The following is a 15,475-nucleotide window of genomic DNA, read 5'->3' as shown; positions in this document are numbered from 1 at the left end:
CGGCTCCTCAGCTGGCGGACGACGTGGAAGGCGCACCGGCGGAAACCGGCCGCTCGCGGAACAGCAGCAGGAAGGCCACCAGCACGACGAAGGCCACAGCCGCGGGAAACAGCCAGATCTTCTGCCAGTCCGGGCCCGCCGCCGTGGTGTAGTACTCAACGACCGCACCGGACAGGAAGGTGCCGATCAACATGCCCACACCATAGGTGGCCAGCGTGATGAACCCTTGCGCGCTGCTGCGCACCGACGGGCCCGCGTGGGCGTCGGTGTAGATCTGGCCGGTGACGAAGAAGAAGTCGTAGCAAATGCCGTGCAGCACGATGCCGATGACAAGCAGCGCGAACCCGCCGCCGGCGTCGCCATAGGCGAACATCCCGTAGCGCAACACCCACGCCGCCATGCCGATCGCCAGCATGGTCTTGACGCCCAGCCGCGCGAACAGGAAGGGCATGGCCAGCATCAGCAGCACCTCGGACACCTGACCCAGGGACTGCAGGCCGGCCGCACCGCGCACACCCAGGTCGTTGAGGTACGGATTGGTGAAGTTGTAGTAGAACGACAGCGGCACGCAGATGGCGATCGAGGCCAGGAAGAACACCAAGTACGAGCGCGACTTCAGCAGGCGCAGCGCGTCCAGGCCGAGGATCTGGCCCAGCGAAGCGTTGCGCTGCTGGGCGAGCGGCGGCGTGTGGGGCAGGGTGAAGGCGTACAGTCCCAGCATCAGCGAGGCAGCCGCGGCCATGCGGAAGGTGAGCTCCAGGCGGTGTGCCTGTTCCCACCCCAGCCAGCCGATCAGCACGCCGGCGACGATCCAGCCGATGCTGCCCGCGACCCGCACGGGCGGGAACTGTTTTTCGGGCGACTGCATGTGCCGCATCGCCACGCTGTTCGCCAGGGCCAGCGTCGGCATGAACAACAGCATGTAGGCCATCACATACGCGGCGAACGCGTCGAAGCTCGTAGCCGTGGACGCGAACCACATCAGCACCGCCCCGGCCAAGTGCAGCACCGCCAGGATGCGTTGCGCGGCGAAGTAGCGGTCGGCGATCAATCCGACCAGGAACGGCGCGACGATGGCGCCGATGGACTGGCTGAGGAAGGCGGTGGCGACCTGGCTTGCGCTGGCCTTCAGCGGGCCCTGCACCAGATACGTGCCCAGGGTGACGAACCACGCCCCCCAGATGAAGAACTGCAGGAACATCATCGCGCTCAGGCGCGACATGGCGAACGTCATGACTTCCCCTCCCAGGTCGGTGTTCGGTCAGAGCCCCAGCATGCCGCGCAGTGTTTCCCGACTCGCACCGCTGTCGGCGAAATCGTCGAAGGCGCGCTCGGTCACCCGGATCAGATGGTCGCGGATGAAGGCGGCGCCTTCGCGCGCGCCGTCTTCCGGATGTTTCAGACAGCACTCCCATTCCAGTACGGCCCAGCCGGGGAAATCGTACTGCGCCATCTTCGAGAAGATGGCCTTGAAATCGATCTGGCCATCGCCCAGCGAGCGGAAGCGGCCGGGACGGTCGATCCAGTTCTCGTAGCCGCCATAGACGCCGCTGCGCGCACTGGCGCGGTACTCGGCGTCCTTGACGTGGAAGATGCCGATGCGTTCGTGGTAGCGGTCGATGAAGCCAAGATAGTCCATCTGCTGCAGCAGCAGGTGGCTGGGGTCGTAGAGGATTTTGGCGCGCGGATGATGGTCCACTGCGTCGAGGAACCGTTCGAAGGTCGCACCGTCGTGCAGGTCTTCGCCGGGATGGATCTCATAGCAGAGGTCGACGCCATGGGCATCGAAGGTGTCCAGGATGGGACGCCAGCGGCGTCCGAGTTCGACGAAGGCCTCTTCCACCAGGCCCGGTGGCCGCTGCGGCCAGGGGTAGAAATAGGGCCAGGCCAATGCACCCGAGAACGTGGCATGCGCGGTCAGTCCGAGTCGCTGGCTGGCCTGCGCGGCCATTACCATCTGTCCGACCGCCCACGCCTGTCGGGCGGAAGGATCGCCGCGCCTCTCCGGCGGGGCGAAACCGTCGAACAGGCTGTCGTACGCGGGATGTACGGCGACCAGCTGGCCCTGCAGGTGGGTGGACAGTTCGGTGATGCGGATGCCATGCCGGTCCAGCATGCCGGCGATATCGTCGCAATACGCTTGGCTCTGTGCTGCCTGCGTCAGGTCGAAGATATGGGGCGCGCTGGTGGGCACTTGTACGCCAGAATAGCCGAGCCCGGCCGCCCATTCGGCCAAGGTATCCAACCGATCGAAAGGAGACTTGTCACCGATGAATTGCGCCAGGAAGAGCGCGGGACCCTTGAGTGTCTTCACGGCGATCGGCCCTGATGCAATCGATTGCATGATCCTAGCATGGGGTCCGACGCAAATGCGTTGTGCAGCGCATCGGAGACGGGGCTGACATGGCGACGATCTACGACATCGCCAGACACGTGGGCGTCTCGGCAGGGACGGTGTCTCGCGCGCTCTCGCGCCCGGAGAAGGTGCTGCCGGCGACGCGCGAGCGCATCGAGCAGGCGGCGGCCGCGCTTGGCTATGTCCCGAATACGATTGCCCGGACGCTCAAGACGCAGCGCAGCGGCAAGATTCTGGTCACCGTGCCGGACATTGCGAATCCGTTCTTCGCGCAGATACTTCAAGGCGCGGAAGAAACCGCACAGGCGGCCGATTACGCGGTGCTTCTGGGAGATACCCAGCACCAGCCGGATCGCGAAGAGCGCTATGCGCAGATGCTTCGCCGCAACGAGGCCGACGGCCTGATCGTCCTGGGGCATCGGCTGCCGCCGACGGCACGCGAGATCGTCAAACAGTTGGGTCCGCACGCGCCGGTGGTCAATGGCTGCGAATTCGATCCGGCGTTGGGCATTCCCAGCGTCCATATCGACAACGCGGCCGCCGCTCGCGCCGCGATGGAACACCTGTACGCATTGGGGCACGAGCGCATCGCGGTGGTCGGTGGCCCACCCGAGAATCCCCTGCATCAACAACGACTGGAAGGGGCGAGAACCGCAGCCAGGGCGCGCGGCCGCCTGCGCCAGCTGATACTCGTGCCGGGCGATTTCTCCGTGCAGTCCGGCTACGCGGCGGCCAGACAACTGCTGGGGCAGGGTTCCAGCACACCGACCGCAGCCTTCTGCTTCAGCGACCAGATGGCGTTGGGGGTACTGGCCGCCTGCAGGGACCTCGGCCTCAGCGTGCCACAAGACTTCTCGATCGTCGGCTTCGACGACCTGGTCTCATCCCGATACCTCAACCCGCCCCTGACCACCATCAGCCAACCCATGCGCGAAATCGGTATTCGCGCCGTGAAGATCTTGCTTGCCATTATTGATGGCGTGGACGTGCAGCACCGGCAGACGTTGGACTTTGCTTTGATGCTGCGTGGGTCTACTGCCGAACGCGTGGGGTAGGCGAGGGCTACTCCTTCTGTGCCGGAAATGGCGGTTCCATGTGGCGGAGCGCTGCTCAGATCTCTCCTACCGTCGCCAACGTGATGCCTGTCCTTCGCGGATGATCAGGGATGTTTATCGGGGTTAGGAGGCATGGCAGCTTCCGACCCAAAGCGGACATGACCTTGACTTGTCCTTTCAGCTGCGACTGGACCAACGAAGGCTCATCGGGAACTCAGCGCTGGGCCAGAAGGTGCAGCGCTGTTCGATGGCGTCTACTAGAATCCTGGCAACTCCGCTGGTTAGACCTCGCAGAGTCCCGCCGCGCACGAATCTAGAGGCCCAAGTGACCAACGATTTCTACTGTGACGAAGCGCTTAGCGGCAAGACGCCGGTTGAGGTCGTCGTGGAGACGGCCGACGTGCTGGCATTTCACCACACGTGCCCTCACTGGGCTGTGCACATAGTCGTGGTCCCAAAAGTGCACATACCATCCCTGACCGACCTTGGCGGACATAGCATGGAGGTGGTTCACCGTTTGCTAGAAGTCGTACGTCAAGTGGCCGCACAAGTGGAGCGCGAACATGGTGCTTGTAGGGTGATTACCAATCTTGGTGCCTATCAGGATTCGAAGCATCTGCATTTTCACGTAGGGGCTGGCGAACTACGTAAGGAATAGCGAGCGCCTACTGCCGATCTCGGGCGATAGCGGACACCAGCAATGCATGGAATTAGATGGATTTGCCAAGGGTATGGGCATGGAAGCTTCCGACTCGGAGCGGACACTCTCGCTCCGCGCTTGGTTGCGCGCCGAGCGGTCTAAACCTAAGCTCGCGAAAATTCTCGGGCGCCGCGTAGCATGGCATGGCACAGGAAGCGAAGCAGATGCATATCGTTCGTCCCATTGCTTTGATGGCCATTTGTCTGTTGGTCCTCTCATCGTCGTTTGCCTCGATTGCGGCAGGTGATCCACAGGAAGTGCCGCTATGGCCCGACGAGTCTCCAGTTCTTCAGGACGGAATTAGGGTGCTGGCCAAGGAAGAATGGGCCATCACCCATCCAACCCTCTTGGTCTACTCTCCACAGCTAACGACGAAAAGTCCCGCCATCCTCATCTTCCCTGGAGGCGGTTACAAGGCGCTGGCGATAGGACCAAAAAGCACCATCGGACGAAATGGTTCAGACGTCTGCCGGTGGCTCACAGACTCCGGTATCACTTGCATCCTCGTTAAGTACCGCGTTCCAAATACCGGGTGCAACTGGAACAAGGAGGCCAAGAGGCACGATACACCCGACGTACCGATGGCATTACAGGATGCACAGAGAGCTATCTCACTCATCCGGTTCAATGCGGCCGGTTACGGCATTGATCCAGACAGGATTGGTGTCATGGGGTTCTCTGCTGGCGGCAACCTCGCGGTCCTGTCCAGCACGGCGTTCCATTCGCGATCCTATTATCCGTTTGATGAAGCTGACCATGCCAGCAGTCGTCCTGATTTTGCTATCCCCGTGTATCCCGGCCACACGACTATGGAGCACAAGAACAAGGTGCCAAAAGCCCTTGCAGCCCAGGAGCTCAACACCGACATTGTCATATCAAAGGATGTGCCGCCGACCCTGCTGATACATGCGAAGGATGATCTCGTGGATCCGGTTCACTATTCCGTGGTGTACGAGCGCGAATTGAAGAATGCTGGCGTCGATGTGGATCTCATCGTCTATGAAACGGGCGGGCATGCCTTCGGAGTACGCAAGCAAGGCAAGGATACGGATCGATGGACGGACGATGCCCTGCGTTGGTTACGAAAGATCAGGATCCTCTGACCTCTGGTTTGCAGCGTAAAAAACTCGGTCCGCTTCTGGCCGGAAGCGGACATGGGCGTGGTAGGGGATTAGGAAGATTTATCGGGGGTGGGGGAGGGGAGGGTTTTCCGCTGTAGCAAAGACTTGGCGCGTCCTCTTAAGCGATAAGCTCGACATGAGGCTGATGGGCTGCAACGCTAGCTTGTTAAAGGGGCCGAGACTAAGATCAAGCTGCGAAGGTCATTCCGATACTGGGCAAGTTCATGGGTACCACTCTTCCTGAGCGCCAACTTTGGCTGGAGCATGCGCTTCAAGGCCTAGCGTTTTGGATTGGCCATCGTCATTCCTTGTTTCGCGACTATCCACTTGCTGAAGGTGCACTTGTTGCGGAGGCGTGCAACCTGATACAGGCAAACCTCCCTCACTCATTAGTATTGTTCCCTGAGTGTCTATATAAGAATCTCACGCCAAACACGCAACCTGTGGCTGGCATCGGCGCAAAAGCGAGGGCAGACTTGGTCTTGTGTGATTCCGCAGCCAAGCCGCTTGGAAGAGAAGGCCATATCGCTGCGTACACAAGGTTTGTGATTGAGGTGAAGCGCGGGAACGCCAGTGTTCAATCAATGAACGACGATCTGGCGCGCCTTCATTCCTTCCTTGAGAACGCTGCAGTTGGAACTCGATGTTTTCTGTTGGTTGTGAGCGAATCGCGAGCGCCGTCAAGATTTGTCAAGGATGGAAAATCCAAGCTTGGTGCGCATGAAATTCCTGGGACAAGCGGAAAATTTCATGTTCGCCGATCAGTTAAAGCGGCAGCTAGCTTCTCGGGAAAGGAGTCTGCGCATTACGTATGCCTTATCGAGATCTTTCGGTATGGGCAGAAGCCCGAAGAGATATAGCGTTGCGGCCTGCGCTGAACTGCCTACATAGTAGATAGATTGGCTCTAAAACTTAGCATCTGTCACCAGCCGACTGAATCATAACGATTATGCTGGCACTTCGCGTAGTGAGCGTATCAAGCGAAAAAGTTCGGCCTGGTACAAGGCGTCTTCCAGGGCGTCATGGTTCGGGGCTCGGCGCGGCTGCAAGCGCTTACTCATCAGGCTGGAACGCGTATCGCCCCACGCGCACCCTGTGGCGCCCATGTAGTAAGCCTTGATATCCAGGGCCGAAAAGCCAAACGGGTTGTCGCGCGTAAAGCGATGAAAGTAGTAATTCACGAACGACCAGTCGAATGGCGCGTTGAAGCCCACGAACACCAGCTTGTCTCCCTCGGCCCGCAGGGACTGCAGCCACTGGGCAAAATCATTCATTGCAATGGCAGGCTTAGTGCCGGTTGTGGCCAGGTCACTCAACGACAAGCCGGTAGCGGCCAAGGCGTCAGGGTCAGCGTTCTCATTCAGTGGCTGCAGCGTGCACGCGAAGGTCAGCTCATCGCGATCCACATCGCAGGCCCCCAGTGTGAGCAGGCTGAATTCGCCGGGGATCGGTCCGGAGGTCTCCACATCGACGGAAATGAAACGTTCGCGCGTGTTCGGCATGTAAAGCAAATCCTCAACAATCGGCCGCTCTCAATAGCATTGCCGTAGGCGATTTGCACTCGCGTCAGAGCTCCCCACCAAGCGCTTGGGGACCCCTTCGGGCCCGTCGCTGGGCTGGATGATTACCGGGCCGCCTATTCATGAAAATGAATAGGCTGACGATCACATTTTCTCAGTTTCTGAGACTTGAATCGCATTAGCTAGGGACACACGTAGCACTTTAATCACGGAGTGATGACATGGCGCTAACAGATCAGCAAACCAGTGACTCGCCGACCAAGGCGGCCAGCCGCGGCCGTTTCAGTACGACCGAGGAGATCAAGCGCATCGTTTGGACCCACGCGGCAGGGCATTGCGAGCTGTGTGGTACCGACCTGATGCACGACTATCGGGTGGGCCAATCCATGAAGTGGGGCGAGGTGGCCCACATCATGCCAGCCAGTCCCAAAGGGCCTCGAGGGCAAGCTCAGCACGACGCCGAACAGGCGCAGGTCCTGACCAATGATCCGGCCAACTTGATGCTGCTCTGCCCCAGCTGCCACGACAAGATCGATCGCGACGCAGAGGGCTATCCCGAGCAGGATTTGAGCCACCTGCATCAGGCCCATTGTGAGCGGATTCGGTTGGCAGCCTCCACTCCAGAGGGTGGCCGGGCCATTGCCCTGATCGTGCAAAGCCAACATTTCAGCACCCAGAACGAGATTGGGGAGCGCGCCTTCCTCACGGCGATGTCCGCTGAAGGACTGGCCGCCTTCGGTCATCCGGTGAAGCTGATTCTGGATGCGCCCGGGCCCGCGGGGCGCGATGCGGCTTACTGGAAGTTGCTGGAAGACAAGATGCGTTATCAGCTCGAACACAAACTCAGCCAGCGCGGCGGCTCGCATGGCGATGCGCCGGCATTGGCCGTGGTGGGCTTGGCCGATATGCCGGCGCTGGTCCTGTTGGGGCAATGCATTGGTGATCGCTCCAACCGCGCGTTGTTCTCCTACAACCGAGAGCACGGCCTGAGCTGGCCCGACCCCGGCGCCGCGCCGCCAGAGTATCTGTACACCGCGCCACCCGAAGGCGATGGGCCGCTGGCCTTGGTGCTGTCCATTTCCGCTCAAGTCCCTGATCGGGATGTGCTGGCTGCCTTGCCCGAAGCGCGCATTGCCACGCTGACCATTTCCGAACCCAGCTACGCGATGGTCAAGAACCGCGGCGTCATCCACGCCTTCCGCGATGCCTTGCAGATCCAGCTCAGCCGCCTGGAGGCCATGACGGCAGGGCCGATCCATGTCTTTCCGGCCGCGCCAGCGGCCTTGATGATCGAATTCGGCGCACTGCTGACTACCGAACACCGACATCCCTATCTGATCTTTGATCGTGACAGGAACGATCAGGATCGTTTCAAACCCGCCTTGCCGTTGGGCCCTTCGTCGACTACAGGTGAACCATGAACATGCAAGTAAATACTGGCCACACCAAGTACAGCAGCTGGGAGTTTTTCCTGCTGAGTGCGGCTGAGAAGATCTCGCTGAGCGAGGCGCAGTACCAAATCATCAACAATCGCTATCAGCAGTTGCAAAAGGTGCTGGATGCGGCTGACGATCCGTTGTTGGCCCAGGCCCATATCTTCGTGCAAGGGTCCATGCGCTTGCGCACGACGATCAAGCCGGTGGCGGACGCGCCCAAGGACTTGGGCACCATCGATGCCGATGCCATCGTCTGGTTGCCCCATGCGCAGGGCGCCAGCGCGATGCAGGTGCTGGATGCCATCTACCAACGTTTTAATGACCGTAGCCGCGTCCAGGCCAAGATCGAGCTGCTGCGGCGCGGCGTTCGCATCGTCTATGCCGATGAGAATCCCGGCTTCCATATCGACGTCACGCCGGCCCGCGCCATTGCTGGCAATGGGCAGGAAAACGGTGCGGGCAAACTCGAGGTACCGGACCGCGAATTGAAAGGCTGGAAGGCCAGCAGTCCGCTTCCGTACGCGACCTGGCTGCAAGCCGCATCCCAGGAGCAGATCGCCTTGGACAGCACGCATCGCTTGGCCAAGCGTGATGGCCGGCTGGTCGAAGCTTCGCAAGAGCCGCTGCCCGACTATGCGCTGTATTCGGAACAGGATCCGCTGCGCGCAGCGGTCAAAATGCTCAAGCGGCACCGTGATGAATGGGCCATTCGTACCCGGACGGAAGGGCATCGGCCGATCTCGGCGGTCATCACCACGTTGGCTAGCCAAGCGTATCTGGATGTCGCTAAGGCCTCCAAGGCCCGGGCGTTGCGCCCGTTGGAGGCAATGATGGCTATCGTCCAGCGGATGCCGGCCTATATCCAGGGGCATCCCGGCCATTACCAGGTTTGCAACCCGAAGGATCCGGGCGAGAATTTCGCCGAGAAGTGGAATCGTCCCGACGGGCAGCTTTACCGCCAGGCGTTCGATCAGTGGCATGCCCATGCGATGTCTTCCTTCGCGCTGGGCTTGCAGACGTTCAGCTCGACGGCGGCCTTTGCCGACTCGGTGAAGGAGAGCTTCGGCATCGGCGGTGCCTTTGTGAACGAGATCAACGAAGCCATCCCGCCCAACTGGACCTTGCCTGGTCGTGCCGATACGGTGACCCGTAACGCCATGGTGGCCGGCTCTTTCTTCGGCGAGGGGGTGCGAGGTCAGGGCTCCCAAGAGAACGTGAAGCCGGTCGGGCGCCTTGGCTGAGCCCGCGCAAAGTGATGTGCAGCGCGGCATCGCCGCGCTGCATGCGTTCTTGGGCCCGGATGTGGTCCAGACCTGGCTGACAGCGATCACGCCACGCTACAACGAAGCAGCGGCTTTCACGCTCCCGCTGCCGGCGGACTATACCGGCCTCTCACGCCGGCTACGCATCGGGTTTCCCTCCCAGTTCCCCGCAGGTCAACTGGCGCTGCAGGTGACGCCATCGCCTTGGCTTCAGTGGCCTCATGCCATGGAGGATGGCATGTGCCTGCACGGCTTTGGCGAGCGCCCGATCACCGGAACACCCGAGAGCATCGTCTCCGACAGTTTGAAACGACTCGGGCAGATTCTGGATTTTGCCGTTGAAGGGTCCGATCCCGATCGTCGGGCAGCCGAGTTCCAAGCGGAGATCACCTCTTACTGGTCCCACCAGCTAAAAAAGTCCTCGCAGAGCTTGCTGCTGTTGAAGCGCCCCACGCAGGCCGGGCCCTTGTATGCCTTGAGTGATCCTCGACGCGAAGTGATATCGGGTTGGGAAACGCTATGGCTATCGGATGACCAAGGCGCACTGAGGAAGCATCACGAACGCGTCGTCGGAGTGGCTCGATCGGTCCGCGAGCCGCTGGCGCCGGCATTCTTCATCAAGCTGCAGGACTATCCTCCACTGAGTGTTCCCACGGCTGAAGCATTCTTCGAATGGCTGACGCCGTATCTGGATGATGAGGATATTCCAGCTTTGTTGGATTGGCTGGAGCGCAGCGACGATCTTCCCGTACGCTGGGCCGTGCTGGAGCTGCCGGGTGACCAAGCCGGGCCGCTGTTTTGCTTCAACCTGCGCTCCAAGGCACTGCAACCCCGCCGAGGCCCGCGCTATGGGTTGCGCGCCGGGCGTCGACAGGGCGCGCAGAAGACCGCGTTGTTTCCCGCAGTTCTGCAGGTGGCCACGCTCGACTTGCTCGAACGCGCTGCGATCCATTCAAGGGAACGTGCCGGAATGGCCGAAGACCTGGAGCACCGCCGGGTCGTGTTGGTCGGTCTGGGTTCCTTGGGAAGTCCCGTGGCGATGTTGCTGGCCAAGGCCGGGGTAGGCCATCTGACATTGATTGACCCGGACAAGCTGGTTGGTCAGAACTTGGGCCGACATGCGCTAGGCATGGATGAGTTGGGAAAGTCCAAGGTCGGCGCGCTGCGGATGCGGCTCCAGCGGGATCTGCCCACCGTCCAGATCGAGGCCTACAACACCTTCGTGGAGGTCATCCTCACCGCCAAGCCCGAGGTCCTGGACAAGGCAGACCTGGTTATCGTGACCAGTGCCGAATGGGGTTCGGAGGTGGCGCTCTGGCGCGCCAAGGCCAGTGGCGCGGCGTGGCCGCTGATACAGGCATGGAGTGAACCCAATGCCTTTGTGGGTCATGCTTTGGTGGCGCTTGAACCGGGCCGCGATGGGCGGCGATTGTTCAATGAGCGCGGTGATTTTTGCGAGGCGTTCACGCAGTGGCCCGAGGGTGGCGTGGTGCCGCTGCCGGCCTGCGGGGAGAGCTTCATTCCGGGAGGTGCGACGGGCCTGGCCAGCGTGGTCTCGATGGTCGTCAACAGCGCGATACGGGTGTTGCGCGACAAAATGCCCGCACAGGCATGGGTCAGCAGTATCTCTACCCCCGACGAAGTAGCACGGCTCAAGGGCCACTACCAGGGCCCGCGTCTGGAAAACGGTCAGGTCCATGTGGTGCTAGAGCGTGAGTGGCCGGCCTGTGAGGAGCGCTCATGAGTAGGATTGCCTGGCGATGGCGGTGGCCCGGTCACAGTGCAGAACTGCTTGTCACCGAGACCGTGACGCAGGTATTGAGCGCACATCGTCAGCGGATCTGGGAGACCGAGCGCGGCGGCCAGCTCTTTGTCGATCCGGATGATCGGCGAGGGCTCGTGCTCGCCAGCGCCACCCTGCCCCATCCGGCGGATCGGGCAGGGTGGGCGTGGCTGGAACTGGATGCCAAACGATGCCGACAAGAGATTGGTCAAGCCAACGCCCGAGGTTGGCGTCTGGTGGGCTATTGGCATACCCATCCGCAGGTGATACCCAAGATATCGCCCATGGATGTGGCGAGCTTTTCAGCCTTTGCTACCCGCTATGCCGTTGCATTGTCATCGCCGCTGGCGGTCATCGTGGGCAAGCCCGCGCACGCGCGGGGGATTCGCGCGTGGTCGATTCGAAATGGTCAACCTGAAGAAGGACAATGGGCGCGGGCATGAACCGCGGGGTCTCGTTCCACTGAAGCGATGAACCGACACGTCGCCCCGTAATCGCTTACGCAGTGGTGGATTGCCTCCCAAGACGACTTTTCCCTCTCTCGCCGACACTACATTTAGCAACGCTTCAAACGACCAAGGATGATGCATGCGCTTTGTTGATGCGGGGCCTGACATTCCGTACGACCTGATCGTGGCTCAAGAACGCGGCGAGACTATCTTCGTTTGCGGTGCGGGCGTGTCACGCACCGCCGGTCTCCCGCTTTTTCATGGACTGGTGGAGGACGTTTATCGCCGGCTGGGGGAAAACTGGACCCACCATCCCGCCGAACGGGCGGGCATGGCTCCGGACGGCAAGCTGTACGGTCAATATGACCGTGTGCTTCGATGCCTGGAACGACGGCTGTCTGCCTCAGATGCGCCGCGCAACCGAAACATGAAGGAACGCATTCGCGCGGCAGTGCGTGAAGCTCTCGCGCCACCGCACGACGCGGAGCTATCCAATCATCTGGCTCTACTGGAACTGTCGCGGGACGCTGAAGGACAAATGCGTCTGCTCACCACCAACTTCGACACGCTATTTGAACGGGCTTGGCAGGCCGCCCATCACAACAACATTCCCAGCCACGCGGGCGTGGCGCTTCCCCAGCCCAAGACTGTTGCGTTCAGCGGCGTGCTGCACCTGCACGGCCGACTTGCCGACGCTTCGGTCCAGGTGACGGAAACCGATTGGGTGCTGACCAGCGCCGAGTTCGGTGACGCCTATCTGCGCTCGGGGTGGGCCTCGCGTTATGTGTATGACCTGGTGCGAGGGCACACAGTGGTTCTGGTCGGCTATCAAGCCGAGGATCCACCCATGCGCTACTTGCTGGAGGCGTTGGAAGCGGATCGCGAACGCTACCCAGACCTGAAGAAGGTCTACTCCTTTGGGCACTACGAAGCAGGTGAGCGTGAACTAATCGAGGCGCTATGGCGAGCCAAAGGCGTCGAACCCATCCTCTATCAAGTCGAGCATCACGACCACTCTGCGCTTTACAACACGTTGCAGGAATGGCGACGTTACGCCGATGACCCCACCGCCTGGCGACGCGACCAGTTGCGGGGAATGCTGGATACCCCGCCAACCACGGACGAGCAGATCCAACGTTGTCTCGCCTTGTTGAACCGGGGAGACGCCCAGCAACTCCTGGGCGAGTTGTCGCCAGTGGCTGCTTGGCTGCCCATTGTCGTGGAAGCCGGGCTGCACAATGCCCAATTGCCCGACGCCTGGATTGCAAGCCGAATCAACGACTCCGAAATGATCCGAGCCTGCGCCGGGTTAGGGCCGCTCGACGAACCCACCCGTTGGCGGATCGAGCGGGCTCTGGGCCAGGAAGACGTCGCTTTGATGCCCGCCCAAGAGCGAGCGTGGCGACTCTTGCTGGGCCTGCGGGCGGACGGTGGGGCCGTGAGTAGTGATTGGTACGACTGGGCGCCCTTGATTCGTCGTGGCCAAACGCATCTGCAAGCGCGGCAGATCGTGGCCCGCATCGTGCAACCTCGCCTGAAGATCAGCAAGGTCTTTCGTTGGCACGACGAAGACGCCACTGATGACGACGGCGATGAGACGCTGCACGACCTGCTTCGACTTGAACTAGAACCGGCCGATCATCCCGGGGCGACCGAAATCTTGGAGGTCTGGCCCGACACGGCAGAGCAGAGCAGTGCGTTGTTCCGCACGCTCGATCGAGCCCTCTTCGAGGCTTTGGAGCAGGCTTCGGACTTGGGGCTGCTCGATGCATGGGACACGGCAAGCCACGATGTCCCGTCTATTGCCCCCCATCCCCAGAACTCGGATCGTTCTGGATTCCAACCTATCACCCGCGTTTTAGCGGAGCTTTGGCAGCGTATCGCCGGCCACGATCCGGCGCTGGCTCGCGCATTGATTGCACACTGGTCTGACGCTCCGTATCTGCTGCTTCGACGTCTCTATCTCTTCGCACTCGCCAACGAGGCTTACGCTTCTGGCGAGGTCGCCACGGCGATATTGGCTCTCGATGATGAGACCTTTTGGGACAGCGAGGCCCAAGTCGAAGTCATGCGCCTGTTGGTAGGCCGTTGGCCGCAATGGACCCAGGCAGAACGTGCGGCACTGGAGGAACGTCTTTGTCGAGGTGTTCCTGCACAGTTGTATGTCGACGGCATTGCAGCCGACGCCGACCGTTGGACCTCGATCGTTGACAACTCCATCTTCCGGCGATTGAAGCGGATCGAGGCGGCAGGCGGCCTGCTGACAGACGCCACGCGCACCGTGCTCGGTCAAATCGCCGAGCGGCACCCCAAGTGGCAGCCGCAAGCGGGTGACCGGGATGATTTCGGCTCGTGGCATGAAACGCGTGTGGGGCCGGACGGTCATCCCGAGCTGTTGGCGGGAATCGCAGACGACCACTTGGTCCGGGAAGCATTCCGCCTTCAGCAGGAGCGGCAATACGACGAGGGCGATCTTTGGCGTGTGTTCTGTTCTGCCGATCCTGAGCGTGCCTTGCGCGGCCTCAAGCATGAAAGCGAGGGAGGTCAATGGGCACCGGAAGCTTGGCGATACCTCCTATGGGCAGCGAGCGAACAGGGAGATTTGGGGTTTCAGCGCGACCTAGCCGACCAAGTCCTCCAGATGCCGCCGGAGTCGTTGGGCGAGCTTCTGTCGGCGGCCAGTTCGTGGATCCAGCGGCAGCGAGAGGCGCTAGCGCAACGGAATGCAGACAATGGCGCGCGTTTTTTCGCACTCTGGGACCGCCTCTCCCACCTTGCCTATGACGCACCGGATGCTGAGCCGGTCGAGCATGGCTTTGGCGATGATCTGATTTCCGAGACACTGAACCGATCCGGCGGCATGCTGGCGGCTTCCTTGCTCGATGCGTTGGCCGCCACCCAGCCCGAGGCCGGCAGCGAATTGAATGCTGAGTTCGCCCCGCGGTTCGAGCGTCTGATCGCCGCCGGTAACCATGCTGGCTTACTAGCGCGCGTTTACATCATGCGAGCCTTAGCCTACTTGGATGCGGTAGCGCCCGAATGGACCTCGCGCCACCTGCTGCCGCGGCTGGACTGGGCCCATCAAGAAGCATTGCCCCTGTGGCGCGCCTTCGCCCACGGCAAGATCGGCTCGGCGCGGCTGTTCAATGCTCTTCGCCCCGCCATGCTGGATGCATTCGAGCGCAAGGGCCTGCCCGAGAAGGAACTCGAGGGAGTCTTCTCAAAGCTTCTGAGCGTGGCGATTTGGCACCGCAAGGGGCAGGGCGGGGACTACATCGTCTCGCCGGCCGAGCTCAAGCATGCTCTGACCATAGCGCCCAGCGAAGTTCGGCGGAACGTAGCCTGGAACCTATGGCGGATGATGGCTGACGAAACTATTGTCGATAAGGCCGCCCACTGGCGGGGCATGGTGGGCCCGCTGTTCGCCGATCTGTGGCCATTGGACGTGCAGGCTCGCGGCAAGACCTCTTCTGAAAGGCTCGTGTTGATGGCCTTGGAGTGTGGAGCTGCATTTCCTGAAGCCGTGTCCGCAATCATGGACGTCTTGGTGCCCTATCAGCTCTACCAGATCGCCCATGCCTTGCGGCTTGAACGTCACCATCAGGATTTACTCCACGCGCATCCGCGTGCGTTCATTCGGCTGGTCAATGCCCTGATCGACGCGACGAAGTTCCCGGTACCGAATGATCTGCCTGCCGTCCTGCAGGAATGCGTTGCGAGTGACGCTGGGGTCGTCGATGACCCCGCCTACATCCGGCTCAACGGCCTGCGGCGGCTACTTAATGCCTGAATA

At 61.2% G+C, this 15,475-nt stretch carries 12 protein-coding genes; 9 read left to right on the top strand and 3 right to left on the bottom strand.

Annotated features, from left to right (window positions below; genetic code table 11):
- Window positions 1-7: 7 nt before the first annotated feature.
- Window positions 8-1,234 carry a nucleoside permease gene (locus tag AC3DET_RS11610; protein WP_446539149.1) on the bottom strand — a complete coding sequence of 409 codons (1,227 nt, stop codon included), beginning with the start codon at window positions 1,232-1,234 and terminating at the stop codon, window positions 8-10.
- A gap of 27 nt (window positions 1,235-1,261) precedes the next feature.
- A complete protein-coding gene (locus AC3DET_RS11605) occupies window positions 1,262-2,314 on the bottom strand; it encodes a sugar phosphate isomerase/epimerase family protein (RefSeq protein ID WP_446539150.1) in 1,053 nt (350 codons plus the stop codon).
- Window positions 2,315-2,403: 89 nt separating this feature from the next.
- Between AC3DET_RS11605 and AC3DET_RS11600 the strand changes: the two genes are divergently transcribed.
- The 4 genes from AC3DET_RS11600 to AC3DET_RS11585 all read left to right on the top strand — a co-directional run bounded on the left by AC3DET_RS11600 (window position 2,404) and on the right by AC3DET_RS11585 (window position 6,092).
- Window positions 2,404-3,411: a LacI family DNA-binding transcriptional regulator gene (locus AC3DET_RS11600; RefSeq protein WP_488391679.1), complete on the top strand. Its 1,008-nt coding sequence runs from the start codon at window positions 2,404-2,406 to the stop codon at window positions 3,409-3,411.
- 247 nt (window positions 3,412-3,658) lie between these two features.
- Window positions 3,659-4,069 (top strand): HIT domain-containing protein, encoded by a 411-nt coding sequence (locus AC3DET_RS11595; RefSeq protein ID WP_488391734.1) that lies wholly within the window; start codon window positions 3,659-3,661, stop codon window positions 4,067-4,069.
- Between the two features lie 185 nt (window positions 4,070-4,254).
- Entirely contained in the window at window positions 4,255-5,214 is a 960-nt protein-coding gene (locus AC3DET_RS11590) for an alpha/beta hydrolase (protein ID WP_488391678.1), read from the top strand.
- A 242-nt stretch (window positions 5,215-5,456) separates the two neighbouring features.
- The gene (locus tag AC3DET_RS11585) at window positions 5,457-6,092 is read left to right on the top strand and encodes a hypothetical protein (protein ID WP_488391677.1); all 636 of its coding nucleotides are present in this window, start codon (window positions 5,457-5,459) and stop codon (window positions 6,090-6,092) included.
- Window positions 6,093-6,179: 87 nt separating this feature from the next.
- On the opposite strand, the gene AC3DET_RS11580 is transcribed toward AC3DET_RS11585, so the two are convergent.
- Window positions 6,180-6,734: a 3'-5' exonuclease gene (locus tag AC3DET_RS11580; protein WP_488391676.1), complete on the bottom strand. Its 555-nt coding sequence runs from the start codon at window positions 6,732-6,734 to the stop codon at window positions 6,180-6,182.
- Window positions 6,735-6,973: 239 nt separating this feature from the next.
- Between AC3DET_RS11580 and AC3DET_RS11575 the strand changes: the two genes are divergently transcribed.
- The 5 genes from AC3DET_RS11575 to AC3DET_RS11555 all read left to right on the top strand — a co-directional run bounded on the left by AC3DET_RS11575 (window position 6,974) and on the right by AC3DET_RS11555 (window position 15,472).
- A complete protein-coding gene (locus tag AC3DET_RS11575) occupies window positions 6,974-8,173 on the top strand; it encodes an SAVED domain-containing protein (protein ID WP_488391675.1) in 1,200 nt (399 codons plus the stop codon).
- The gene (locus AC3DET_RS11570) at window positions 8,170-9,429 is read left to right on the top strand and encodes a nucleotidyltransferase domain-containing protein (protein WP_488391674.1); all 1,260 of its coding nucleotides are present in this window, start codon (window positions 8,170-8,172) and stop codon (window positions 9,427-9,429) included. Before AC3DET_RS11575 ends, AC3DET_RS11570 begins: the two co-directional genes overlap by 4 nt.
- On the top strand, window positions 9,422-11,194 hold the full coding sequence (locus AC3DET_RS11565) for a ThiF family adenylyltransferase (RefSeq protein ID WP_488391673.1): 1,773 nt from the start codon (window positions 9,422-9,424) through the stop codon (window positions 11,192-11,194). Before AC3DET_RS11570 ends, AC3DET_RS11565 begins: the two co-directional genes overlap by 8 nt.
- Window positions 11,191-11,676 carry a Mov34/MPN/PAD-1 family protein gene (locus tag AC3DET_RS11560; protein ID WP_488391672.1) on the top strand — a complete coding sequence of 162 codons (486 nt, stop codon included), beginning with the start codon at window positions 11,191-11,193 and terminating at the stop codon, window positions 11,674-11,676. Before AC3DET_RS11565 ends, AC3DET_RS11560 begins: the two co-directional genes overlap by 4 nt.
- Window positions 11,677-11,821: 145 nt before the next feature.
- Window positions 11,822-15,472, top strand: coding sequence for an SIR2 family protein (locus AC3DET_RS11555; protein WP_488391671.1), 3,651 nt, complete (start codon window positions 11,822-11,824; stop codon window positions 15,470-15,472).
- Window positions 15,473-15,475 lie beyond the last annotated feature (3 nt).

This window comes from Pseudoxanthomonas sp. 97-1-1 (assembly GCF_057773125.1).
This window is presented reverse-complemented; position numbering and strand designations above follow the sequence as displayed.